The 23,746-nt window shown below is 65.5% G+C and carries 18 protein-coding genes; 8 read left to right on the top strand and 10 right to left on the bottom strand.

What is annotated here, in order from left to right; translation table 11 throughout:
• Positions 1-10 precede the first annotated feature (10 nt).
• Positions 11-565, bottom strand: a complete 555-nt coding sequence (locus tag XI05_RS33390; RefSeq protein WP_172784928.1) for a c-type cytochrome — start codon at positions 563-565, stop codon at positions 11-13.
• A 233-nt stretch (positions 566-798) separates the two neighbouring features.
• Here XI05_RS33390 and XI05_RS33385 point away from each other — a divergent pair, with 233 nt between their 5' ends.
• Together XI05_RS33385 and XI05_RS33380 are read left to right on the top strand one after the other, a co-directional pair.
• Positions 799-1,539: a 3-deoxy-manno-octulosonate cytidylyltransferase gene (locus XI05_RS33385; protein ID WP_271509912.1), complete on the top strand. Its 741-nt coding sequence runs from the start codon at positions 799-801 to the stop codon at positions 1,537-1,539.
• A gap of 37 nt (positions 1,540-1,576) precedes the next feature.
• A complete protein-coding gene (locus XI05_RS33380) occupies positions 1,577-2,434 on the top strand; it encodes a prephenate dehydratase (protein ID WP_212254156.1) in 858 nt (285 codons plus the stop codon).
• Between the two features lie 154 nt (positions 2,435-2,588).
• Here XI05_RS33380 and XI05_RS33375 read toward each other — a convergent pair whose 3' ends face one another.
• Positions 2,589-3,608: an LLM class flavin-dependent oxidoreductase gene (locus tag XI05_RS33375; protein WP_271509909.1), complete on the bottom strand. Its 1,020-nt coding sequence runs from the start codon at positions 3,606-3,608 to the stop codon at positions 2,589-2,591.
• A 374-nt stretch (positions 3,609-3,982) separates the two neighbouring features.
• On the opposite strand from XI05_RS33375, the gene metF reads away from it, so the two are divergent.
• Positions 3,983-4,903, top strand: coding sequence for a methylenetetrahydrofolate reductase [NAD(P)H] (metF, locus tag XI05_RS33370; RefSeq protein WP_271509907.1), 921 nt, complete (start codon positions 3,983-3,985; stop codon positions 4,901-4,903).
• A gap of 6 nt (positions 4,904-4,909) precedes the next feature.
• Positions 4,910-8,752, top strand: coding sequence for a methionine synthase (gene metH / locus XI05_RS33365; protein ID WP_271509904.1), 3,843 nt, complete (start codon positions 4,910-4,912; stop codon positions 8,750-8,752).
• 287 nt (positions 8,753-9,039) lie between these two features.
• Here metH and XI05_RS33360 read toward each other — a convergent pair whose 3' ends face one another.
• On the bottom strand, positions 9,040-9,669 hold the full coding sequence (locus XI05_RS33360; RefSeq protein WP_271509902.1) for a glutathione S-transferase family protein: 630 nt from the start codon (positions 9,667-9,669) through the stop codon (positions 9,040-9,042).
• Between the two features lie 146 nt (positions 9,670-9,815).
• Here XI05_RS33360 and XI05_RS33355 point away from each other — a divergent pair, with 146 nt between their 5' ends.
• The gene (locus XI05_RS33355) at positions 9,816-10,763 is read left to right on the top strand and encodes a threonine/serine dehydratase (RefSeq protein ID WP_271509899.1); all 948 of its coding nucleotides are present in this window, start codon (positions 9,816-9,818) and stop codon (positions 10,761-10,763) included.
• 11 nt (positions 10,764-10,774) lie between these two features.
• Entirely contained in the window at positions 10,775-11,209 is a 435-nt protein-coding gene (locus XI05_RS33350; RefSeq protein WP_271509896.1) for a DUF6636 domain-containing protein, read from the top strand.
• Between the two features lie 132 nt (positions 11,210-11,341).
• Here XI05_RS33350 and XI05_RS33345 read toward each other — a convergent pair whose 3' ends face one another.
• Positions 11,342-11,935: a GNAT family N-acetyltransferase gene (locus XI05_RS33345; protein ID WP_271509893.1), complete on the bottom strand. Its 594-nt coding sequence runs from the start codon at positions 11,933-11,935 to the stop codon at positions 11,342-11,344.
• Between the two features lie 208 nt (positions 11,936-12,143).
• Positions 12,144-13,649 carry a glycerol kinase GlpK gene (glpK, locus tag XI05_RS33340; protein ID WP_271509888.1) on the bottom strand — a complete coding sequence of 502 codons (1,506 nt, stop codon included), beginning with the start codon at positions 13,647-13,649 and terminating at the stop codon, positions 12,144-12,146.
• A gap of 430 nt (positions 13,650-14,079) precedes the next feature.
• Here glpK and XI05_RS33335 point away from each other — a divergent pair, with 430 nt between their 5' ends.
• Both XI05_RS33335 and XI05_RS33330 read left to right on the top strand, forming a co-directional pair.
• A complete protein-coding gene (locus XI05_RS33335; RefSeq protein WP_271509886.1) occupies positions 14,080-15,456 on the top strand; it encodes an MBOAT family O-acyltransferase in 1,377 nt (458 codons plus the stop codon).
• 29 nt (positions 15,457-15,485) lie between these two features.
• Positions 15,486-16,355 carry a hypothetical protein gene (locus XI05_RS33330; protein WP_271509883.1) on the top strand — a complete coding sequence of 290 codons (870 nt, stop codon included), beginning with the start codon at positions 15,486-15,488 and terminating at the stop codon, positions 16,353-16,355.
• Here XI05_RS33330 and XI05_RS33325 read toward each other — a convergent pair.
• From XI05_RS33325 to XI05_RS33305, 5 genes are all read right to left on the bottom strand, one after another.
• A complete protein-coding gene (locus XI05_RS33325; protein ID WP_271509880.1) occupies positions 16,336-17,109 on the bottom strand; it encodes an SDR family NAD(P)-dependent oxidoreductase in 774 nt (257 codons plus the stop codon). The two genes, XI05_RS33330 and XI05_RS33325, sit on opposite strands and share 20 nt — an antisense overlap.
• Positions 17,110-17,244: 135 nt before the next feature.
• Positions 17,245-18,387, bottom strand: a complete 1,143-nt coding sequence (pimD, locus tag XI05_RS33320; protein WP_271509877.1) for a pimeloyl-CoA dehydrogenase small subunit — start codon at positions 18,385-18,387, stop codon at positions 17,245-17,247.
• Between the two features lie 182 nt (positions 18,388-18,569).
• Positions 18,570-19,760 carry a pimeloyl-CoA dehydrogenase large subunit gene (gene pimC, locus XI05_RS33315; protein WP_271509874.1) on the bottom strand — a complete coding sequence of 397 codons (1,191 nt, stop codon included), beginning with the start codon at positions 19,758-19,760 and terminating at the stop codon, positions 18,570-18,572.
• A gap of 19 nt (positions 19,761-19,779) precedes the next feature.
• Positions 19,780-21,474, bottom strand: a complete 1,695-nt coding sequence (pimA, locus tag XI05_RS33310) for a dicarboxylate--CoA ligase PimA (protein WP_271509871.1) — start codon at positions 21,472-21,474, stop codon at positions 19,780-19,782.
• 159 nt (positions 21,475-21,633) lie between these two features.
• Positions 21,634-23,730, bottom strand: coding sequence for a 3-hydroxyacyl-CoA dehydrogenase NAD-binding domain-containing protein (locus XI05_RS33305; RefSeq protein WP_271509868.1), 2,097 nt, complete (start codon positions 23,728-23,730; stop codon positions 21,634-21,636).
• Positions 23,731-23,746 lie beyond the last annotated feature (16 nt).

The raw sequence follows: 23,746 nt of genomic DNA, 5'->3' as shown, positions 1-23,746 counted from the left end.
TCTGGAAGCCTTACTTAGACGCGGTCGGCAGCGGCTGCGGATGCTCCGACAGCGAGTTCAGATAGGCAATGACGTCGGCGCGCTCGGAATCCTTCGGAATGCCGGCGAAGCCCATGGCAGTGCCCGGGATGAAGCCCTTCGGGTTTGCAATGAACTTGTTGAGGTCGTCGAAGGTCCAGGTGCCACCCTTGGCCTTCATGGCAGCCGAGAAGTTGAAGCCGCCACGGCCCTCACCCCGCTTCTCGCCGACCACGCCATAGAGGTTCGGACCGACGCGATTCGGGCCACCCTTCTCGAAGGTGTGGCAGGCGCCGCACTTCTTGGCAGCGGCAGCGCCCTTCTCGACGGAGGCAGTCTGGAGCAGCTTTTCGATCGGCTCGGAGGAGGCTGCGGCGGCGCCACCTTCCTTGCCGTGGCCAGCGTCTTCCTTCACCGCGATCTCGAAGCCCGGCTTTTCCGGCATCTTGGGGGAGAACAACGCACTCGCGGTGAAGCTCGTCACCAGCAGGAAGAGACAGGTGCCGAGCACGGCACCGAGAATCTTATTGAGTTCGAAAGAGTCCATTTCCGGCCAGGCCCCACCGCAAGAAGGAAACAGCGGCCCAAGCGGCCGCCAGGACGAGCCTCGGGAGAATCAGACGTTCCTTATTGTTTCCCCGAGTTTTGCCATTGAGATATCGGTTTGCCCGGGGTCTGGCAACCCGTATAAGCGAGCCGGCTTCAGGCCCGTCCCCATGCCATTTCCCGGTGCGGAAAACGCTCCGTTTTCAGGCTCTTGACCCCAGACCTTTGGACCCAATGATCGACCCCCGCATCCTGGTGCTGATCCCGGCCCGCATGGCGGCCACCCGCCTGCCCGGCAAGCCGCTCGCCGATATCGCGGGACTGCCGATGATCGTGCATGTGCTGCGCCGCGCAGAGGCCGCTGCAATCGGCCGGGTTGCGGTCGCGACCGACACCGACGAAATCGCCTCGGTCGTGACCGCCCATGGCGGCGAGGCGGTGATGACGCGCGGCGACCACCCCTCCGGCTCAGACCGCATCCACGAAGCCATGCAGAAGCTCGATCCCGAGGGCAAGGCCGAGATCGTGATCAATCTCCAGGGCGATTTTCCGACCATCACGCCGCAGACCATCCGCGAGGTGCTGCCCCCCTTCGACGATCCCGCGGTCGACATCGTCACATTGGCCTCGCAGATCCACACCGAGGAGGAGGACCTTGCGCCGAGCGTGGTGAAGGCGATCGGTTCGCCGATCGGGCCGAAGCGGTTGCGGGCACTTTATTTCACCCGCGCCACGGCCCCTTACGGCCACGGACCGCGATACCACCACATCGGCCTCTATGCCTATCGCCGCGCGGCGCTGGAGCGGTTCGTATCGCTGCCACCATCGCCGCTGGAGCGCCAGGAGAGCCTGGAACAGCTCCGGGCGGTGGAGGCCGGCATGCGCATCGACATCATGATCGTCGACAGCGTGCCCCGCGGCGTCGACACGCCGCCCGATCTCGAAACCGCGCGCAGCATCCTTTCCAAATCCTGAGCCGCTGCTACAAGGCCGACCAGGAGCACTTCAAGACATGAGCAAGATGAAGATCGCATTCCAGGGCGAACCCGGAGCCAATTCCCACATCGCCATCGTCGAGGCCTATCCCGACGCCGAGCCGATGCCCTGCGCCACGTTTGAGGACGCGCTGTCGGCGATCTCGTCCGGCGAAGCCGATCTCGGCATGATCCCGATCGAGAATTCGGTCGCCGGCCGCGTCGCCGACATCCATCACCTCCTGCCGGCGTCCGGCCTCTTCATCGTCGGCGAATGGTTTCTGCCGGTGCGGCATCAGCTGATGGCGGTGAAGGGGACGAAGCTCGAAGACATCAAGAGCGTCGAGAGCCACGTGCACGCGCTCGGCCAGTGCCGGCGCATCATCCGCAAGCTCGGCATCAAGCCGATCGTGCATGCCGACACCGCCGGCAGCGCCCGCGACATCTCGGAGCGCAAGGACAAGACGGTGGCCGCGATCGCCTCCCGCCTGGCGGCAAAGATCTACGGTCTCGACATCCTCGCCGAGGACATCGAGGACGAGGCCCACAACACCACGCGCTTCGTGGTGCTGGCGCGCGAGCCGAAATGGGCGCCCCAAGGCACGGCGCCGCTCGTCACGACTTTTGTCTTCCGCGTGCGCAATTTGCCGGCGGCGCTCTACAAGGCGCTCGGCGGCTTCGCCACCAACGGCGTCAACATGACCAAGCTCGAGAGCTACATGGTGGACGGCAATTTCTTCGCCACGCAGTTTTATGCCGATGTCGACGGCCACCCCGATGACAAGGGCCTCGCCTTCGCCATCGAGGAGCTGAAATTCTTCTCGCGCGAATTCCGCATCGTCGGGGTGTATCCGGGCCATCCGTTCCGCGCGACATTCAGCGAGGCGCAGGATTGATAGCGTGTCCCGGACGCGCGAAGCGCGAGCCGGGACCCAGGGACAGAATACCCAGTCGCGAGATGGGCCCCGGCTCTACAGCGCACCGCTGCACCGGACGATGCTTCGCATCGCCGGGGAAGCGCTGCGCTGCGTCCGGGGCACGAGAGCGGGTTTACGCGCTTTCTCTTTTCGCCAGCCCGAACGCCTCCGCCAGCAGCGAATACGACTTCTTTCGCGCTTCGTGGTCATACACCGCCGTGATCACCATCAGCTCGTCCGGCTTGCTCGCGTAGATCAAGGGCTGCAGCTTCTTCTGCACCGTCGCGGGGCTGCCGACGAACAGGCGCGAGCGGTTGCGCAGGATCGAGGTGCGCTCGGCATCCGTATACGGATAGGCCATGGCCTCCTCGACGCTCGGCAGCGGCAGATATTGACCACGGTCGCGGCGAAGGCGGTTGAGGTCGAAGGACGAGGCGAGCCTTTCGGCCTCCTCGTCGGTATCGGCCGCAATGACGGCGACCGCGAGAATGGCATGCGGGCTCGCGCGCCACGCCGAGGGCTGAAATCGATTGCGGTAATGCACCATCGCATCGATCGCGTCGTGGGACGCGAAATGATGGGCGAAGGCGAAGCCCATGCCGACCTGGGCGGCCAATTCCGAGGAATAATCGCTGGAGCCAAGCAGCCAGATCGGCGGCAGCCTGGTGTCGTCGGGCATGGCGACGACGTTGTTGTAGGGGTGCCCTGCGGGGAATTCGCGGGTCTCCCACAGGATCAATTCGTGCAGCCGCTCCAGGAAATCGTCGCCCTCGCGACGGTCGAGCCGGCTTCTGAGCGCGTAGGCCGTGGCACCGTCGGTGCCCGGCGCGCGGCCGAGACCGAGATCGATCCGGTCGGGAAACAGCGCCTCCAGCATCTTGAAGCGCTCGGCGACGACCAGCGGCGCGTGGTTGGGCAGCATCACGCCGCCGGAGCCGACGCGGAGGTGCTTCGTCACCGCCGCGATCTGCCCGATCATGACATCGGGCGCCGGGCTCGCGACAGAGGCGAGGTTGTGATGCTCGGCGAGCCAATAGCGGACATAGTCGAGCCCATCGACGTGACGCGCCAGATCGATGCTGTTGCGTAGCGCCGCGGCGGGCTTGGTGCCTGTTGTGACCACGGAGAGGTCGAGGACGGAGAGCGGGATCATGGCCGCCTAACGTAATGGAGGGCGTCGCGGCGGCAATGGGCAGGCTGCGCAGGCCAGACGTGTACGGACGGGCGGGCCCGCAAGCGGCTCAAGTTGGGCCAATTGCCGTTTGTTTGTAGACGGTTTTATCTTGCCCACCACGAAATTGGGCCCATGAAACGAAACCAAAGAACGATAATTCTTTTTAAATCAATATATTATGCCGGCCATCCTCTTTCCCACCAGACGCGCGATTCAAACGAATAATCCGCACATCCGCGCCTAAATGGGCAACTTCCCATCAAGGATGGGCTGTCGACCCGGGGGCCTTTGCCGTATTTTAGGTCTCCGAAGCTAGACCCCGATCGCCGGCCTACATTGGAGTGAGTGGCGCCATGACTGACCTGACGACGCTTGCGACAGCCGGCCGGCAAGATGGGCAGGTGAAGCGGCCTGCGATCTCCTTCGAATTCTTTCCGCCCAAGACGGAAGAGATGGAGCGCAATCTCTGGGAGACGATCAACCGGCTCGCCCCGCTCGAGCCGAAATTCGTCTCGGTGACCTATGGCGCCGGCGGCTCGACCCGCGAGCGCACGCATTCGACCATCGCGCGCATCCTGCAAGAGACCGCGCTGCTGCCGGCGGCGCATCTGACCTGCGTCGGCGCTTCGCGCGGCGAGATCGACGAGATCGTCGACCGCTATCACGAGGTCGGCGTCCGCCACATCGTGGCCTTGCGCGGCGATCCCGTCGGCGGCATCGGCACGCCCTATTCGAGCCATCCCGAGGGTTATCAGAGCTCGGCCGCGCTCGTCGCCGGGATCAAGAAGCGGCACGGCGATATCGAAGTCTCGGTCTCGGCCTATCCCGAGAAGCACCCTGAATCGCGCGACTTCGATGCCGATATCGACACGCTCAAGGCCAAGGTCGATGCGGGTGCGACGCGCGCGATCACCCAGGTGTTCTTCGACAACGACCTCTACTTCCGCTATCTCGACCGCGTGCGTGCGCGCGGCATCGATATCCCGATCGTGCCCGGCATCATGCCCATGCACAATTTCAAGCAGGCGCGCAATTTCGTCACCCGGAACGGCACCTCGGTGCCCGACTGGCTCGCCGCGAAATTCGAGGGCCTCGATGACGATGCGGAAACGCGCAAGCTGGTGGCGGCGACCGTCGCCGCCGGCCAGGTGCAGAAGCTCGCCAAGCACGGCGTCGACACCTTCCATTTCTACACCATGAACCGCGCCGATCTCGTGTTCGCGATCAGCCATTTGCTCGGCATTCGCGCCAAGAGCGCGCAGAAGGCGGCATAAGAGAAAATGACCGTGACCGTCTCTCCGAAGCGAACTGCTCTCCTTGCCGCCGCGCGCGAGCGCATCCTGGTGCTCGACGGCGCCATGGGCACGATGATCCAGAACCTGCAGCTCGACGAGAAAGCCTTCCGTGGCGAGCGCTTCAAGAACTTCCATCGCGACCTGCGCGGCAACAACGACCTGTTGATCCTGACGCAGCCGCAGGCGATCGAGGACATCCACGCGGCTTACTTGCGCGCCGGCGCCGACATCGTCGCGACCAACACCTTCTCCACGACCTCGATCGCGCAGGCCGATTACGACCTCACCGACATCGTCTACGAGATGGCGCGCGAAGGCGCCCGCCTCGCCGGCAATGCCGCACGGCGCGTCGCGGCCGAGGACGGCAAGCCGCGCTTCGTCGCCGGTGCCATCGGACCGACCAACCGCACGGCCTCGATCTCGCCCGACGTTTCCAATCCCGGCTATCGCGCCGTCACCTTCGACGATCTGCGCCAGTCCTATGGCGAGCAGATCCGCGGCCTGATCGACGGCGGCGTCGATCTGTTGCTGGTCGAGACCATCTTCGACACGCTCAACGCCAAGGCGGCGCTCTATGCGATCGCCGAGATCACCGAAGAGCGCGGCACCGACATGCCGGTGATGGTGTCGGGCACCATCACCGACAAGTCCGGCCGCCTGCTCTCGGGCCAGATGCCGGAGGCGTTCTGGAATTCCGTGCGGCACGCCAAGCCTGTGACCATCGGCTTCAACTGTGCGCTCGGCGCCGAGGACCTGCGCGCGCACATCGCCGACATCGGCCGCGTCGCCGACACGCTCGTGTGCGCCTATCCCAATGCCGGCCTGCCCAACGAGTTCGGCCAGTATGACGAAACGCCCGAATACATGGCGCGGCTGATCGGCGAGTTCGCGCGCGATGGCCTCGTCAACATCGTCGGCGGCTGCTGTGGCACGACGCCGGACCATATCGCCGCGATCGCAGCTGCGGTCGCCCCGCACAAGCCGCGCATCGTGCCGGAGATCACCCCGCGCTTGCGGCTCTCCGGCCTCGAGCCTTTCGTGCTGACCGACGCGATCCCCTTCGTCAATGTCGGCGAGCGCACCAACGTCACGGGTTCTGCCCGCTTCCGCAAGCTGATCACATCAGGCGATTACACCGCCGCGCTCCAGGTGGCGCGCGACCAGGTCGAAAACGGCGCGCAAATTATCGACGTCAACATGGACGAGGGCCTGCTCGATTCAGAAGCGGCGATGGTGACCTTCCTCAACCTCGTCGCCGCCGAGCCCGACATCGCCCGCGTGCCCGTGATGGTGGACTCCTCGAAATTCTCGGTGATCGAGGCCGGCCTGAAATGCGTGCAGGGCAAGCCGGTCGTGAACTCGATCTCGATGAAGGAAGGCGAGGAGAAGTTTATCCTTGAAGCCAAGATCGCCCGCCGTCACGGCGCGGCCGTCGTCGTCATGGCGTTCGACGAGGTCGGCCAGGCCGACACGTTCGCGCGCAAGACCGAGATCTGCAAGCGCGCCTACGGCATCCTGGTGAACAAGGTCGGCTTCCCGCCCGAGGACATCATCTTCGATCCGAACATCTTCGCGATCGCGACCGGCATCGAGGAGCACAACAATTACGGCGTCGACTTCATCGAGGCGACGCGCTGGATCCGCCAGAACCTGCCGGGCGCGCATGTCTCCGGCGGCGTCTCCAATCTGTCGTTCTCGTTCCGCGGCAATGAGCCGGTGCGCGAGGCCATGCACTCGGTGTTCCTGTATCACGCCATCAAGGCCGGCATGGACATGGGCATCGTCAATGCCGGTCAGATGATCGTCTATGACGACATCGATCCGGAGCTGCGCCAGACCTGCGAGGACGTCGTCCTCAATCGCGACCCCGGCGCGAGCGAACGCCTGCTGGCGCTCGCCGAGAAATTCCGCGGCAAGAAGACCGAAAGCAAGGAAGCCGATCTCGCCTGGCGCGAATGGCCGGTGGAGAAGCGGCTGTCGCATTCGCTGGTGCATGGCATCACCGAGTTCATCGAGCAGGACACCGAGGAAGCCCGCAAGAAGTCCTCGCGCCCGCTCGACGTCATCGAAGGCCCGCTGATGGCCGGCATGAACGTGGTCGGCGACCTCTTCGGTGACGGCAAGATGTTCTTGCCGCAGGTGGTGAAGTCCGCGCGCGTCATGAAGCAGGCCGTTGCCTACCTCATGCCGTTCATGGAGGAGGAGAAGGCGCGCAACCTTGCGAGCGGCATCGGCACCGAGGGCTCCTCGTCCGCCGGCAAGATTGTGCTCGCGACGGTGAAGGGCGACGTCCACGACATCGGCAAGAACATCGTCGGCATCGTGCTCCAGTGCAACAATTTCGAAGTCATCGACCTCGGCGTGATGGTGCCAGCCGCCAAGATCGTCGAGACCGTGAAGGCGGAGAAGGCCGACATCGTCGGGCTCTCCGGCCTGATCACGCCCTCGCTCGACGAGATGGCGTTCTTCGCCGGCGAATTGCAGCGTGAAGGCTTGAGGCTGCCGCTCTTGATCGGCGGCGCCACCACCAGCCGCGTGCACACGGCGGTGAAAATCGACCCGAGCTACCGCGCCGGTCCCGTCGTTCACGTCAACGACGCCAGCCGCGCGGTCGGCGTCGCCTCCGCGCTGCTCTCGCCCGAGAAGCGCGAGGCCTATGCCGCGGAGGTGCGCGCCGAATACGCAAAGATCTCGGAGGCGCATCTGCGCGCGCAGGCCGACAAGAAGCGCCTGAAGCTCAGCGATGCCCGCGCCAACCGCGTGCCGGTCGACTTTGCCGCGAACAAGCCGGTGAAGCCGACCTTCTTGGGCATCCGCAGCTTCGACGAATACGACCTCGCCGAGCTCGTGCCCTACATCGACTGGACGCCGTTCTTCCAGACCTGGGAGCTCGCGGGCCGCTTCCCCGCCATCCTCAAGGACGACAAGGTCGGCGAGGTCGCGCGCTCGCTCTATGACGATGCGCGCAAGATGCTCGACACCATCGTCAAGGAGAAGTGGTTCCGGGCGCGCGCGACGATCGGCTTCTGGCCGGCCAATGCGCAAGGCGACGACATCGTGCTCTATGCCGACGATAACAGGACCAAGAGCATCGCGACGCTGCATACGCTGCGCCAGCAGCTGGAGAAGCGCGAGGGCCGCTTCAACGCGGCGCTGTCCGACTTCATCGCGCCCGCCGGCGTGCCCGATTACATCGGCGGCTTCGTCGTCACCGCAGGGATCGGCGAGGACGCGGTCGCCGACCGCTTCAAGATGGCCAACGACGACTACTCATCGATCCTGTGCAAGGCGCTGGCCGACCGCCTCGCCGAAGCGTTCGCCGAACGCATGCATGCCCGCGTGCGCCGCGAGTTCTGGGCCTATGCACCGGACGAGGCGCTCTCCAACGAGGAGCTGATCCTGGAGAAATACCAGGGCATCCGCCCCGCGCCCGGCTATCCCGCGCAGCCCGATCACACCGAGAAGGCGACGCTGTTCGAGCTGCTCGATGCGGAGGCGACCGCCGGCGTGAAGCTGACCGAGAGCTTTGCGATGTGGCCGGGCAGTAGCGTGTCCGGTCTCTATTTTGCCAGCCCCGAGAGCTACTATTTCGGCGTCGGCAAGATCGAGCGCGACCAGGTCGAGGACTACGCGGCGCGCAAGGGCATGAGCGTGGCGGAAGCCGAGCGCTGGCTCGCGCCGGTGCTCAACTACATCCCGTCGCAGGACAAGGCCTTCGCCGCCACGCCGGCGAACGACGAGATGCCGAAAGACCTCGCCTCGCATCCGCCGGGTTGCACCTGCGCGGTGCACCTCGTCTGGCAGAAGAAGCGCGCCGGCGCGGGGTAAGCGGGGCGTTCAAAACAAAGTAGAGAAAACAACCCCATGCACAGTAGCGATGGGGTTGAAAAGGCTTGAGGATTTTCGGCCTTGCCGAAATCCCGTTGCGGCGTCGGGCAAAACAGGGGTATTGTGGCATCATCGGGCTGCGGTAGCGGTCCGACACTCTCCCAGGCCCAGCGCCGTCATTCCGGGGCGCGCCCCTTGGCGCGAGCCCGGAATCCATTTGTCCTCATCTCCCCTGCACGATGGATTCCGGGCTCGCGCTTCGCGCGCCCCGGAATGACAGAGGTGCTTCACCCCTTCGGCGGGGACAGCGGTTGTACGATCTCCTGGAACGGGGCCAGTGTCTCGCAATGCTCGCTATGCGCCGCGAGCGCCGGATAGCGCGACGCAGCGAACAGCTGCGGATGCGCTTCGCGGGTGAAGCGGACGATGCAGGCAACGGCGACGTCGGCGTGGCCGATGCGCGTCCCCAGCCAGTACGGCGTCGTCACCTTGGCGCGCTCGGCCTCGAGCACCTCCAGCACGTCCGCGATCTGCGCCTGGCAGCGCTCGACCCACAGCGCGAGCTGCTCCTTCCGCAGCACGCGCTCGTAGAGCAGGCTGACCGCCTTGTCGCCGAGGCCGGAGGCGAGCGCACAGATGCGCAAATGCCTGCGCCGCTCGGTGCCGCCGCGCGGCAGCATGGCCTTCTCGGGCCCGACGAGGTCGTCGAGATGATCGAGGATGATCATGCTTTCGATCAACGCCTCGCCGTCGTCGAGCACCAGGGTCGGCACGCGGCGCAACGGATTGTAGGGCGCGATCTTGTCGGCATCGCCGAAGGTCGACCATGGCTTGTGCTCGAAAGCGAGCCCGTAGAGCCGGAGCGCAATCGCGACGCGGCGGACGAAGGGGGAATCATATTGGCCGATCAGGAACATGGTTCTCGCTCTTCTCAATCATAGAACTAGGCGGGGCCGATCAGTCTCCACGACCGGCTCGGCGCGGCGCAACAAAAATCTCGGAAAGGGAGCATTGCGCCGACTGCAACGACTCGCGACGGCGTTGCGCTATTCTGCACGGCATCATGACAACAACAATGGACATCACGCGGGAGCGGATTGCGGCGACCGAGCCGGTCATCCGTCCGCATATCAGGCGCACGCCGCTTGTTCAGGCCGATCTCGCCGATTTCGGCCTGCCGGCCGCACCGGTCACGTTCAAGCTCGAGATGCTGCAGCATTCCGGATCGTTCAAGGCGCGCGGCGCCTTCGCCAATCTGCTGCTGCGGCAGGTGCCGCAGGCCGGTGTCGTCGCCGCATCCGGCGGCAATCACGGCGCGGCGGTCGCCTATGCGGCGCAGCGACTCGGCATTCCCGCCACGATCTTCGTGCCCGACATCACCTCGCCGGCCAAGGCCGAGCGGATCAGGACTTATGGCGCAAAGCTCGTGATCGCGGGCAGCCGCTACGCCGATGCGCTCGCCGCGAGCGAGGCCCATGTCGCGCAGACCGGCGCGCTGGCCGTCCATGCCTACGATCAGGCCGAAACCCTGCTCGGCCAGGGCAGCGTCGGACTGGAATTGGAGCAGGACGCGCCCGGCATCGACACGCTGCTGGTCGCGGTCGGCGGCGGCGGACTGATCGGCGGCATTGCGGCGTGGTACGCCGGCAGGACACGCATCGTCGCGGTCGAGCCGGAGCAATCGCCAACCCTGCACGCCGCGTTCGAGGCAGGCGCGCCGGTCGATGCGCCGGCCGGCGGCATCGCCGCCGACAGCCTTGCGCCGCGGCGGGTTGGCGAGCTGATGTTTCCGGTCGCGCGAGCCCATGTCGAGCGCGTCGTCCTGGTCAGCGACGATGCGATCCGGCAGGCCCAGGCCGCGTTGTGGTCGCACTTGCGCCTCGTGGCCGAGCCCGGCGGTGCCGCCGCCTTTGCCGCGGTGCTCTCCGGCCGCTATCGTCCTTCGCCTGCCGAGCGTCTCGCGATTTTGGTCTGCGGCGCCAACACGACGGCGGTGAATTTCGATAGCTGAGTGGGAATGACATGACGGCACCGCGCGGACTGATCCTGATAGCGATCCTGCTGCCGATAATCGGTGCCGCCCACGCCCAGAACCGCCAGATCGACGACCGCCCGACCGGCTTTCTGACGCCGTCGAAGAACATCGCCTGCCAGTTCTTCACCGACAACGGTCAAGGCGTGCTCCGCTGCGACATCATGAACATGGACGCGCGCCCGCGCCGGCCCGCCGATTGCGAGCTCGACTGGGGCCACGCCTTCGAGATGAGTGCGAAGGGCGCAGCAAGCCGCATCTGCGCCGGCGACACCGTGATGGACCCCTCGCTGCCGGTGCTGGCCTATGGCGAGGTGTGGCAGCGCGGGGGATTCACGTGCCGGTCGGAGCAGACCGGGCTGACGTGCTTCAATGCGATGCAGCGGGGGTTTTCGCTGGCGAGGGGGACGCAGGAAGTGTTTTGAGATCGTAGAACGGCAGCGCAGCACTCCGTCATTGCGAGCGCAGCGAAGCAATCCAGAATCTTTCCGCGGAGGCAGTCTGGATTGCTTCGTCGCAAGGGCTCCTCGCAATGACGGTGAGGAGGCAGCCGCGCACTACTCGATGATCGGCACATGCGGCGCTGCATCCCGCGGCGCCCTCCCGTCAAGGCGCGGGTCGTCGTCGATTTCGATCTGGCGGCGGAAGGGGCGGAAGCCGGTGCGCTGATAGAAGGCCACCGCCCCGGGATGATCGAAAGTGCAGGTGTGCAGCCAGAGGCGGCGGAGGTCGCGTGACCATGCGATCTCCAGCGCACGATTCATCAGGAAGCGGGCGGCGCCCGTTCCGATCAGGCTGGCGGTGACGCCGAAATAGACCACCTCGCACTGGCCGGGCTCGCGGAAATCCAGCTCCAGAAAGCCTTCATCACGGCCATCCATGACGAGGGCATAGACCTCGACGCCGGGCGCGTGGATGATCGCGGCGAGCTCGGTGTCGGTCAGATGCGACCGCGCCAGCCACAGCCAGTTCTCGCCGACGCGACGGAAGATTTCGCGATACCAGGAAAGCGCGGGCGCATCGACCTTGCGCAGGGACCAGTTTCCCGGGGGATCGTCGCGGCGCGCGGGAGGCGCGGTCATCTCCAGATGGGTGACGACGGCGGCGATCTTGCCGTTCGGGACGTCGGAATAGCCGTCGGGAACGATCATGCTTGGTTGCTTCTTTTTTTAGAGCATATGCCGATTTGAAGAACAGCAGCAGCCCCGCACTCCGTGATTGCGAGCGCAGCGCAGCAATCCAGAATCTTTCCGCGGAGACAGTCTGGATTGCTTCGCTGCGCTCGCAATGACGGTGTGAAGGCAGTTGAGCGCACCTCGCGGCATCGAGCTGCGACGCTGTGCCTACCTACGCCTACGCCTACCCCTCCCCCTCGTCGCTCGCCAGCACGCCCTTCACCGCGCGCGCCCAGCCGGCGAGTTTCCGCTCGCGCGTGGCCTGGCTCATGTTCGGCTTGAAGCGGTGCTCGAGGCGCCAATTGTCGGCGAATTTGGTCGGCTCGGGATAGACGCCCGCATTGAGTCCGGCGAGGTAGGCGGCGCCAAGGGCCGTGGTCTCCTGGATCACGGGGCGATCGACCGGTGCATCCAGGAGATCGGCGAGGCGCTGCATGGTCCAGTCGGAGGCGGTCATGCCGCCGTCGACGCGGAGTACGACGCTGGCCGTTTCCGAGCTCGGCCAGTCCGCGCGCATCGCGGCCCAGAGGTCGAAGGTCTGATAACAGACGCTCTCCAGCGCCGCATGGGCGAGCTCGGCGGGGCCGGTGTTGCGGGTGAGGCCGAACAGCGCGCCGCGGACGCGCGGATTCCAGTAGGGCGCGCCCATGCCGACGAAGGCGGGGACGAGATAAACGCTCTGCATGGAATCCGATTGATCGGCAAGAGGTCCGGTCTCGGCGGCATGCTTGATGATGCCGAGGCCGTCGCGCAGCCATTGCACCGCGGAGCCGGCGACGAAGATCGAGCCTTCGAGCGCGTAGGTGCGTTTGCCATCGAGCTGATAGGCGACAGTGGTGAGCAGCTTGTTCCTGGAGACGACGGGCGTGGTGCCGGTGTTGAGCAAGGCAAAGCAGCCGGTGCCGTAGGTCGACTTCATCATGCCCGGGCGGAAGCAGGCCTGGCCGATGGTGGCGGCCTGCTGGTCGCCGGCGATGCCGGAGATCGCGATGGCGCCGCCGAACAGGTCCGGCGTGCTCTCGCCGAAGCGGGCGGACGAATCCTTCACCTCGGGCAGCATCGAGCGCGGCACGCCGATGATCTCCAGGAGTTCATCGTCCCACGCGCCGGTGTGGATGTTGAACAGCAGCGTGCGCGAGGCGTTGGTGGCGTCGGTGGCGTGCACCTTGCCGCCGGTGAGGCGCCAGAGCAGATAGCAATCGATGGTGCCGAACATCAACTCGCCGCGCGCGGCGCGTGCCCGGGCGCCGGGGACGTGGTCGAGGATCCAGGCGACCTTGGTGCCGGAAAAATAGGGATCGATGATCAGGCCGGTCTTCTGCGAGATCACCGGCTCGCGGCCCTCGGCCTTGAGCTTGGCGCAGATGTCGGCGGTGCGGCGGTCCTGCCAGACGATGGCGCGGTGCACGGCCTGGCCGGTGGCACGGTCCCACACCACGGTGGTCTCGCGCTGGTTGGTGATGCCGATCGCGGCAATGTCCTTTGCGCTGATGCCGGCGTGCTCGATCGCCTCGCGGCAGACCATCACGGTCGAGGTCCAGATGTCCTCGGGCTCGTGCTCGACCCAGCCCGAGGCCGGAAAATGCTGCGGGAATTCGGCTTGCGCCTTGGCGGCGATGGAAATATCGCCGCGAAACACGATCGCGCGCGAAGAGGTGGTGCCCTGGTCGATGGCGAGGACGAAAGACATGGCGGCTTACCTTGATGTTTTTTTGGATGTGTTCTTGGATGTTTTCTTGGCGTTTCCCGGAGGGGTCGTTGTGTCGGGCCAAAGGGAGCGGATTGGAGGCTGAAGGTCAAGACCGCCGCGGTTGTTGCTACGGTCGAGGGTGCAGATTGCGCCGGAGCCGGGAGGCTACGGAATCGCTTTAGGTTGAATCGACGCGGCGGGCTCGGTTCACCTCTCCCGCTTGCGGGAGAGGTCGGCGCGTCCGGGCGATGCGAAGCATCGTCCCGCGCGCCGGGTGAGGGCTTTCTCCTCTTGGAGATTGTCCCATTGTGGATACACCCTCTCCCCGCCCTCTCCCGCAAGCGGGAGAGGGAGCGCACCTCCGTCGTTGCAGCGATCAAGCCTCATCTCATCATGCTCTAGGACCGCTTCGGCAAAAATGGTACACGCCATGTCGGGCCAATGGGGCGGCATGACTTTCACCTCCTTTCAGTTCGGCGTCTTCGTCGCGGCCGTGTTCGGCGCTTATTACCTGCCGCCTCTGCGCGGCTTCCAGGTCCAGCTGCTGGTGGCCGCGAGCGTGTTCTTCTACGGGTTCGGCCAGCCCGAGCTGCTGCCGCTGCTGCTGGTCGCGGTGCTCGGAACCCATGTCTGCCTGGTGCTTGCGTTCGAGAACCGGGCCGTGTGGATGCCGGCCGGCATCGTCTTCAACCTCGGCCTGCTGGCGTTCTTCAAATACAAGTTCCTGTTCGTCGATGCCGCCGCAAGCCATCTGACCGGCGTCGCGCCGCTCGACTTCCTGCTGCGGCTGCCGCTGCCGATCGGCATCTCGTTCTTCGTGTTTCACAACATCAGCCTGCTGGTCGACCTGACGCGCGAGAAACGCACCGCAAGCCTGCGCGAGGTCTTCCTCTACATCATCTTCTTCCCGCAGCTGGTGTCCGGCCCGATCACGCGCGCGGCCCAGTTCATGCCGCAGATCGTGCCCAAGCGGATCAGTGACGTCGCCTTCGTCGAGGCCGCAAAATGGATTCTCGTCGGCTATTTCTTCAAGCTGTATGTGGCGAACAATCTCAACGAGATGACGTCCTACATGGACTTCCCGCTCCACGAGACGCTGCGCACGCAGGACCGCTGGCTGCTCGTGTTCCTCTACAGCTACCAGATCTACGCCGACTTCTTCGGCTATTCCGCGATCGCGCTCGGCCTCGGCCTCTTGTTCGGCTATCGGCTGCCCGTGAACTTCAACCTGCCCTACATCTCGACATCGTTCTCGGAGTTCTGGACGCGCTGGCATATCTCGCTGTCGAGCTGGCTCAGGACCTATCTCTACATTCCCCTCGGCGGCAACCGGCATGGGGGCTTGCGCACCTATCTCAACCTGATGATCGTGATGACGCTCGGCGGGCTCTGGCATGGCGCGAGCCTGAGCTACGCGCTGTGGGGCATGGCGCACGGGCTGCTGCTCGCCATCGAGCGGCCGTTCCTGAAACTTCTCGGCGACCGTCCTGCGTTGCGCGTCGTCCGGATGGGCGTCGTGTTCTTCTGCGTCACGATGCTCTGGATCTTCTTCAAGCTGCCGAATTTCGACCACGCGATCAGCTACCTCAAGGGCATGTTCATCGCGACGGACGTGCCCAATCCGCCGAAGCTGTTCTATAATCTCGCCCTGCTCTACGCGCTGCCGGTGATCATCCAGCATGCCGGCATCGGCGCGCTGGTCGACGGCCGGTTGCGGCGATGGGAGCCGTATCTCTATGGTGCGCTGGCGGCGCTGGCCTATCTCGAAGCCGGGCCCGACAGCGCCTTCATCTACTTCCAGTTCTGACCATGCGGCAGGATTCGACACTTTCGTGGATGATCAGGTGCGCCGGCGGCGCCGCGATGCTGCTGCTCGCCGGCGGCCTCGCCACCGCGCGCTTCGGCTCGGCCCTGCAGCAGCCGGCCGTCACCACGCGCGACGGCAGCCTCGTCACCCTCAACCGCTATGTGCGGGAGCCCACGCCTGACATCGTGCTGGTCGGCAGCTCGGTGATGTGGCGCCTCAAGGAGGAATATTTCTCGTTGCCCCGAATCCGCAACCTGGCGCTGGCCGGCGGCTCGCCGGTGACGAGCCTGGAGATCATCGCGAGGCAGAAACGCCTGCCGAAGATCGTCCTGATCGAGACCAATGTGCTCACGCGCCTGCCGGACGACGCGCTGATCGAGAAATTCTCCGGCGGCGCGGACAACGATGCGCGGTTCCTGCGACCGGTGCGAACGGCGGTGGCCGCCTACGAGACCTGGAATCACACCCCGCCAAATCCTCTCGATGCGCGCGCGGCGCGGGATCGCCTGCTCGGCGAGCCACCGAGCACTTTCGACAACAAGGTCCATCTCGACCGCGCCCTGCGACAGATGAACGACGAGGACCCCACGGTTGCGGCGCGGGTGAATGTGGCGCGCATCAAGGCGCTCATCGACGAGATCGAGCGGCGGGGGTCACGCGCCCTGCTGCTCGAGAATCCCTTCGCGGCGGAGATCGAGGTGTCCCGCATGGTCAGGATGAGCAAGGCGATCGTCCACACGGCCTTCCCGGATGGCGGGCGCTGGCTGCCGATCCAGCCGCCGATCGGCGAGCTGCGCTGGGCCGACGGCGTGCATCTCGACGAGCGGTCCGCCCTGATCGTGGTACGCGCCATCGAGGGCGCGCTGGCGGCGCGCGGGGCTACACCGCCGCGGTCGTGACGCCGCCGTCGATGACGATGGTCTGGCCGGTCATGAAGCTCGAGGCATCCGAGGCGAGGTAGGCGACGGCGCCGGCGATCTCGTCGGGCTCGCCGATGCGGCGCAGCGGCGTGGTGGCGGTGCGGCGCTTCAAATTGGCTTCGTCCTCCCAGAGCGCGCGGGCGAAGTCGGTCTTGACGAGGCCGGGCGCGATGCAGTTGACGCGGACGCCTTTCGGGCCCCATTCGCCGGCGAGCGAGCGGCACAGCGCGAAGTCGGCCGCCTTGGAGATGCCGTAGGCGCCGATCACCGTGGAGCCGCGCAGGCCCCCGATCGAGGAGATGATGATCACCGAGCCGTTGCCGCGCTCGGCCATCTCAGGGATCGCGAGCGCGGAGAGCCAGATGTTGCTCTTGACGTTGCTTCCCATGATCTTGTCGAAGGCTTCGTCGGTGATGTCGAGCAGCGGACCGTAATAGGGATTGACCGCGGCGTTGCAGACCAGAATGTCGATCTTGCCGTAATGCTTCGTGGCGCCTGCGATCAGCGCCTCGACCTCGGCCTTGCGCGCGATGTTGCAGGGGATGACTGTAGCATCGCCGCCAGCGGCATTGATGCCGTCGGCGACCTCCTTGCAAGCCTCCGCCTTGCGCGAGGAGACCACGACCTTGGCCCCGAGCCTGGCGAGCAACTCGGCGGAGGAGCGGCCGATGCCACGGCTGGAGCCGGTGACCACGGCGACCTTGCCGGTGAGATCGAACGGGGTGTTTTGCATTTGTGCCCTCACTTCTTGGTCATTCCGGGGCGCGCGTAGCGCGAGCCCGGAATCCATCTCACCGCGGGTGATGACGCCCGATGGATCCCGGGCTCATCGCTTCGCGATGCCCCGGGATGACGGTCATCGCGCGCCTCAGATCAACCCGCCCGCGTCCGCGACGCGGCGCTGGTGGTAGTCGGTGTCGCCAAAGGTGTTCTCGATCATGGTGAGGCGCTTGAAGTAGTGGCCGATCTTCGCCTCCATGGTCATGCCGATGCCGCCGTGGAGCTGGATCGATTGCTGGCCGACGAACTTCAGCGACTTGCCGATCTGCACCTTGGCCGCGGCGATCGCGTTGCTGCGCTCCTTGGCGTCCCCGAAATCGTTCGCCATGGTCGCGAACATCGACATCGAGCGCGCCTGCTCGGTGGCGACGAACATGTCGGAGGCGCGGTGCTGCAGCGACTGGAACGAGCCGATCGCGACGCCGAACTGTTTTCGCGTCTTGATGTACTCGACCGTGGTCTTGAGCGATTCGTCCATCAGGCCGACCGCTTCGGCGCAGAGCGCGACGCGGGCTTCGTCCACCACGCGCTCGATCAGCGCGAGCGAATCCTCGGGGTTGCCGAGCACGGCATCGGGGCCGACCTCGACACCGGTGAAGGTGATGTCGGCGGCGTGCAGGCCGTCCTGGGTCGGATAGGATTTCCTGGCGACGCCCTTTGCATTGGCCGGGACCAGGAACACGCCGATGCCTGACTTGTCGCGGCGGTCGCCCTTTGTGCGCGCGGTGACGATGAGCGTGTCGGCGTTCTCGCCATTGAGCACGACGAACTTCTCGCCGTCGATCACGTAGGCATCGCCCTTCTTCTTCGCGGTCGTGGTGACGTCGAACAGATCGTAGCGCGAGTTCTTCTCGAGCTGGGCGAAGGCGAGCGTCTTGCTGCCGTCGATGATCCCCGGCACGTGCGCGGCCTTCTGCGCATCGCTGCCGGCATGGCGCAGGAAGCCGCCGCCGATCACGACCGTGGCCAGATACGGCTCCAGCACCAGCGCCTTGCCGAGCGCCTCCATCACGATCATGGTCTCGACGCCGCCGCCGCCGAAGCCGCCGTCGGCCTCGCTGAAGGGCAGGCCCAAGAGGCCCTGCTCGGCGAGCTTGAGCCAGACCGTTTTGCTCCAGCCGCCCTTCTCCGCCATGTACTTCTTGCGCTGCTCGAAATCGTAGGAATCGGTCAGCAGGCCGTCGATGCTTTCCTTGAGAAGCCGCTGCTCCTCGGACAGGTCAAAATCCATTTCTGTTTCCTCGTACCCGGATCAACTGACTTCGTCATTCCGGGATGGCCCGAAGGGACAGGCCCGGAATCCATTTCGCCTCAGCGTGTGCGGCCCGATGGATTCCGGGCTCGCGACTTTCGTCGCGCCCCGGAATGACGGTGGAAAAATTGCCCTCCCCGCCTCCGCGGAGAGGAGAGAAATCACAGCCCCAGCACTGCCTTGGCGATGATGTTGCGCTGGATCTCGTTGGAGCCGCCGTAGATCGAGACTTTGCGGTTGTTGAAGTAGCTCGGCGCGATCTGGGCGGTCCAGTCCATGGCTTCGTTGGAGCCGTCGTCGCCGTGCACGTCGAAGGGCGCGGCGAACGGGCCGATCACTTCCATCAAGAGCTCGGTGGTGGTCTGCTGGATCTCGGAGCCCTTGATCTTCAGCACCGACGAGGCCGGATTGGGCTTGCCCTTGCCGTGCTTGCCTTCGTCGGCGACGACGCGCAGCTGCGTCAGCTCGAGCGCCTTCAGCTCGATCTCGCAGGCCGCCAGCTTCTCGCGGAAGGCGGGATCCTGGATGATCGGCTTGCCGGCGGATTCGACCTTCGACGCCAGATCCTTGATGCGGCGGATGCGCTCCTTGGAGACGCCGACGCGGGCGATGCCGGTGCGTTCGTTGCCGAGCAGGAATTTGGCGTAGTCCCAGCCCTTGTTCTCCTCGCCGATCAGGTTCTCGACAGGCACCTCGACGTCGTCGAAGAAGACCTCGTTGACCTCACGGCCGCCGTCGATGGTCTGGATCGGGCGCACGGTGACGCCCTTCGACTTCATCGAGAACACGATGAAGGAGATGCCCATCTGCTTCTTGGCGTTGTTGTCGGTGCGGCAGAGGCAGAAGATCATGTCGGCGTGCTGGGCGAGCGTGGTCCAGGTCTTCTGGCCGTTGATGATCCACTTGTCGCCACGGCGCTCGGCCTTGGTCTTCAGCGAGGCGAGGTCGGAGCCGGAGCCGGGCTCCGAAAAACCCTGGCACCACCAATCGTCGACATTGGCGATGCGCGGCAGGTACTTCTTCTTCTGCTCCTCGTTGCCGAAGGTGTAGATGACCGGGCCGACCATGCTGACGCCGAAGGCGAGCGGCTGCGGCGCCGGATAGGACTGCAGCTCCTCGTTGAAGATGTAGTGCTGCACCGAGCTCCAGCCGGTGCCGCCATATTCCTTCGGCCAATGGCTGACGCCCCAGCCCTTCTTGTTGAGGATGCGCCACCACGTCACCATCTCGTCCTTGGAGAGATGACGGCCCTCGACCAGCTTGCGCCGCGTATCCGGCGGCACGTTGTCGCGGAAGAACTGCCGCACTTCGTCGCGAAACGCCTGCTCTTCTTTCGTGAATGCGAGATCCATCGGATCCTCCTGTGAAACGTTACGTCATTTCGTCATTGCGGGGGCCGTCAGCAACGCGAAGCCCGGACGACGGCTTGTGCTGCTGGCGCAATTCGTGGCGCGACAATTTCCCGACCGGCGTGCGCGGCAGGTCATCGACGAATTCGACCGCGGCCGGCAGCTCGTGCCTGCCGAGCTTGCCGGCAAGCTGCGCGCGCAGCTCGTCGAGCGAAAACGGCTTTGCGTCGGGCCTCAGCTTGATGAAGGCCTTTGCGGCTTCGCCACGATAGGGGTCGGGAATGCCGAGCACGATCACCTCGTGCACGCCCGGAATGGTGTAGATCGCCTGCTCGATCATCTGCGGATAGACGTTGAAGCCGCCGGAGATGATCATGTCCTTCTTGCGGTCGACCAGGAAGAAATAGCCGTCGGTGTCGACATAGCCGATGTCGCCGGTGAGGAAGCGGCCGTCGACGAAGGCCTCCGTCGATCCCGCCGGCTTGTTCCAGTAGCCCTTGGTGACATTCGGGCCCTTGATGCGGATCTCCCCGATCTCGCCCGGCGGCAGCACGCGTCTGGGATCGTCGAGCGCGACGACGTCGAGCTCGATGCCGGGCAGCATCAGGCCGATCGAGCCGGGCTTCTCGGGACCCGTGGGCGGATGGCCGGTGCCGGGCGAGCAGGTCTCGGTCATGCCCCAGCCGCTGCGCAGCTTCTTGCCGACCTTGCGCTCGAAGAAGCTCGCGATCTCCACCGGCAGCGGCGCGCCGCCGGAGCCGATGGTGACGAGCGAGGAGAAGTCGCGCTTGTCGAGATCGGGCAGCGCGGCGATGGCGATCCACATCGTCGGAACGCCCGGGAAATAGGTCGCACGCTTCTCCTCGATGTCGCGCATCACGGCTTCGACGTCGAAGCGCTGATGCAGCGAGATCAGATTGCCGCGCCGAAGCGAGGACAAGAGCACCACGGTGAGCGCGTAGATGTGGAACAGCGGCAGCACGCAGATCACGCGCTCGATCACGTCGCCGCGGGCGGCGCGTGCCGGCTTGCCCCAGACGTCGTAGATCGACACCGCCGAGGTGAGATTGCCGTGGGTGAGCATCGCGCCCTTGGGCAGGCCGGTGGTGCCGCCGGTATATTGCAGCAGCGCGACGTCATCGGCCGCGACAACAGGCCATTGCGCAGGCGTGGCGGCGCCCTCGACGAAGGTCTTGAAGGTGACGATGCGGGGATCGTCGGGGATCGCCGCCTGCGGCGTGCCGACCTTGCCCCAATGATCGTCCTCGCAGACGACGAGCTTGTCGATCAGTCCCTTCTCCAGGAATTTCAGCGCGGTCGGCAGCAGGGCCTGGAGGTTGGAGGTGACGAGCACACGCGAGCCGGAATCGGTGATCTTGTGCGTCAGCGCGATCTCGCCGTCGAGCGGCGACAGATGCGCGACGCGGCTGCCGGCCTTCAGCGCGCCGAAGAAGTTGACGGGGTGATCGGGCGTGTTGCCGAGGAACAGCGCGACCGAGCTGTTCTTGCCGCACCCGGCGCGCAGGAACGCCGCGGCGGCGCGATCGGCCTGAGCTGTGAGCTCGGTGTAGCTGATCGGTCGGTCGCGGAACTCCAGCGCGGTGCGCGTGCCATAATCGGCGGCGGCCTTCGCGAGGAGATCCGGCAGCGTGCCCTGGACGATGGTGTCGTCCCACCGCACGCCCTCGGGATAAAACTGTTCGCCGGGATGGGTCATTTTCTTGATTGCTTGAGCGAGCAAACTAACACAGACCGTCATTCCGGGGCGCGACGAAGTCGCGAGCCCGGAATCCATAGCCACCAGCTGGGGTTATGGATTCCGGGCCTGCGCCTTGCGGCGCATCCCGGAATGACAAAGGTTGAGACCAAGCCCCCATCACGCCGCTTTCGACTCGGCCGCGAGCGAGGCAAACGTCTTGCCCTCCGCCGCAAGCTTCTTCAGCAGCGGGGCGGGCTCGAGGCTGGGGTCGTTGGTCTCCTTGGCGTAGAAGGCCAGGCGATCGGCGATGTGCTTCAGGCCGACGCTGTCGGCCCAGAACATCGGGCCGCCGCGATAGATCGGCCAGCCATAGCCGTAGAGCCAGACCACGTCGATGTCGCTGGGACGCGCGGCGATGCCTTCTTCGAGGATCTTCGCGCCCTCGTTGATCATCGGATACATCATGCGTTCGAGGATCTCCTCGTCGCTGACGACGCGCTTCTTGCGGCCGAGACGCAGCAAGGTCTCGTCGATCAGCTTCTCGACATCGGGGTCAGGCAGCGGCGCGCGAGAACCCTGCTCGTACTTGTAGTAACCCTTGCCGGTCTTCTGGCCGAAGCGGCCGGCTTCGCAGAGCGCGTCCGCGATCTCCGACTTGATGCCGCGGTCCTTGCGCGAGCGCCAGCCGATGTCGAGGCCGGCGAGGTCGCCCATTGCGAACGGCCCCATCGGCATGCCGAACTTCGTCACGACCGCGTCGACCTGCTGCGGCAACGCGCCTTCGAACAGGAGCTTCTCGGACTGCTTGCCGCGCTGCGCCAGCATGCGGTTGCCGACGAAGCCGTCGCAGACGCCGACCACGGCCGGCACCTTCGCGATCTTGCGTGCGATGGTCACGGCCGTCACTAGCGCATCCGGCGCGGTCTTGTCGGCGCGCACGATCTCACACAGCTTCATGACGTTGGCCGGCGAGAAGAAATGCATGCCGAGCACGTCCTGCGGACGCTTGGTCGACTTCGCGATCTCGTCGATGTTCAGATAGGAGGTGTTGGAGGCGAGCACCGCGCCCGGCTTGGCGTACTGGTCGAGCTTGCCGAACACCTCCTTCTTCACCGCCATGGTCTCGAACACGGCTTCGATGACGAGGTCGGCATCGCCGACATTCTCGATGCCGACGACGCCGTTGATCAGCGCCATGCGCTTGGCGGGCGCATCCGCCGGAATGCCGCCGCGCGCGGCGGTCGCTTCCCAGTTCTTCTGCATGATGCCCATGCCGCGCTTGAGCTGCTCTTCGCCGGTCTCGATCAGCGTGACGGGCACGCCGGCGTTGGCAAAGGACATCGCGATGCCGCCGCCCATGGTGCCGGCGCCCAGAATGGCAACACGGTTGACCGGTCGCGGCTTGGTGCCTTCAGGCACGCCCGCGATCTTGTTGGCCTCGCGTTCGGCAAAGAAGGCGTAGCGCTGCGCCTTGGACTGGTCGCTGGCGACGAGCTTGAGGAAGCCCTCGCGCTCCTTCTTCAGGCCTTCGTCGAAGGGTAGGTCAATGGCGTAGCCGACGGCATCGGCCGCCGCGAACGGCGCCTCCAGGCCGCGCGACTTCTTGGTCATGGCCGCAACCGCATTGGTGAAGATCGAGCGGTCGGCCTTGGCGGCCGCGAGCTTGGAATCGTCGTCGCGCAGGCGGCGCAGCGGGCGCTTCTCGGCCAGCAGCTTGCGCACGAAGGCTTCGCCGCCGGAGGCCGGCCCCTCGATGATCTCCTCGATCAGGCCGCTCTTCAGCGCTTCCGCCGCCCCGATCGGGTCGCCGCCGACGATCATCTTGACGGCGAGCTCTGGGCCCACCGCGCGGGGCAGGCGCTGGGTGCCGCCGGCGCCGGGCAACAGGCCGAGCTTGACCTCGGGCAGGCCGAGCTTGGCCTCTTTCACCGCGACGCGGAAATGGCAGGCCAGCGCGACCTCGAGGCCGCCGCCGAGGGCGGTGCCGTGAATGGCGGCAACGACCGGCTTGGGCGAGTTTTCGATCTCGGACAGCACGTCGTTGAGGGCGGGCGGCTTCGGCGGCTTGCCGAACTCGGTGATGTCTGCCCCGGCAATGAAGGTGCGGCCGGCGCAGGTCAGCACGATGCCCTTGATGGCGGGATCGGCGATCGCGGCCTTGATGCACTCGAGGATCCCACCGCGGACTGCGGCACTCAGCGCATTGACCGGCGGGCTGTTCACCGTGACGATCCCGACTTCGTCATGACGCTCAAGCTTGACCACTTCGCTCACGGTGTCCCTCCTTGGT

Origin of the sequence: Bradyrhizobium sp. CCBAU 11357 (assembly GCF_028128865.1) — a bacterium.
Lineage (GTDB): Bacteria > Pseudomonadota > Alphaproteobacteria > Rhizobiales > Xanthobacteraceae > Bradyrhizobium.
The sequence above is the reverse complement of the archived record's forward strand: the minus strand, read 5'-3'. Positions and strand labels throughout refer to the sequence as shown.

Excerpts from the sequence above, each read along its gene's own strand:
- XI05_RS33360 (WP_271509902.1), bottom strand. The coding sequence starts at position 9,669 with ATGTTCCTGATCGGCCAATATGATTCCCCCTTCGTCCGCCGCGTCGCG.
- glpK (WP_271509888.1), bottom strand. The coding sequence starts at position 13,649 with ATGTCTTTCGTCCTCGCCATCGACCAGGGCACCACCTCTTCGCGCGCG.
- XI05_RS33355 (WP_271509899.1), top strand. The coding sequence starts at position 9,816 with ATGACAACAACAATGGACATCACGCGGGAGCGGATTGCGGCGACCGAG.
- XI05_RS33350 (WP_271509896.1), top strand. The coding sequence starts at position 10,775 with ATGACGGCACCGCGCGGACTGATCCTGATAGCGATCCTGCTGCCGATA.
- XI05_RS33375 (WP_271509909.1), bottom strand. The coding sequence starts at position 3,608 with ATGATCCCGCTCTCCGTCCTCGACCTCTCCGTGGTCACAACAGGCACC.
- XI05_RS33390 (WP_172784928.1), bottom strand. The coding sequence starts at position 565 with ATGGACTCTTTCGAACTCAATAAGATTCTCGGTGCCGTGCTCGGCACC.
- metH (WP_271509904.1), top strand. The coding sequence starts at position 4,910 with ATGACCGTGACCGTCTCTCCGAAGCGAACTGCTCTCCTTGCCGCCGCG.
- XI05_RS33385 (WP_271509912.1), top strand. The coding sequence starts at position 799 with ATGATCGACCCCCGCATCCTGGTGCTGATCCCGGCCCGCATGGCGGCC.
- XI05_RS33325 (WP_271509880.1), bottom strand. The coding sequence starts at position 17,109 with ATGCAAAACACCCCGTTCGATCTCACCGGCAAGGTCGCCGTGGTCACC.
- pimC (WP_271509874.1), bottom strand. The coding sequence starts at position 19,760 with ATGGATCTCGCATTCACGAAAGAAGAGCAGGCGTTTCGCGACGAAGTG.
- XI05_RS33330 (WP_271509883.1), top strand. The coding sequence starts at position 15,486 with ATGATCAGGTGCGCCGGCGGCGCCGCGATGCTGCTGCTCGCCGGCGGC.
- pimD (WP_271509877.1), bottom strand. The coding sequence starts at position 18,387 with ATGGATTTTGACCTGTCCGAGGAGCAGCGGCTTCTCAAGGAAAGCATC.
- XI05_RS33380 (WP_212254156.1), top strand. The coding sequence starts at position 1,577 with ATGAGCAAGATGAAGATCGCATTCCAGGGCGAACCCGGAGCCAATTCC.
- metF (WP_271509907.1), top strand. The coding sequence starts at position 3,983 with ATGACTGACCTGACGACGCTTGCGACAGCCGGCCGGCAAGATGGGCAG.
- XI05_RS33345 (WP_271509893.1), bottom strand. The coding sequence starts at position 11,935 with ATGATCGTTCCCGACGGCTATTCCGACGTCCCGAACGGCAAGATCGCC.
- pimA (WP_271509871.1), bottom strand. The coding sequence starts at position 21,474 with ATGACCCATCCCGGCGAACAGTTTTATCCCGAGGGCGTGCGGTGGGAC.
- XI05_RS33335 (WP_271509886.1), top strand. The coding sequence starts at position 14,080 with ATGTCGGGCCAATGGGGCGGCATGACTTTCACCTCCTTTCAGTTCGGC.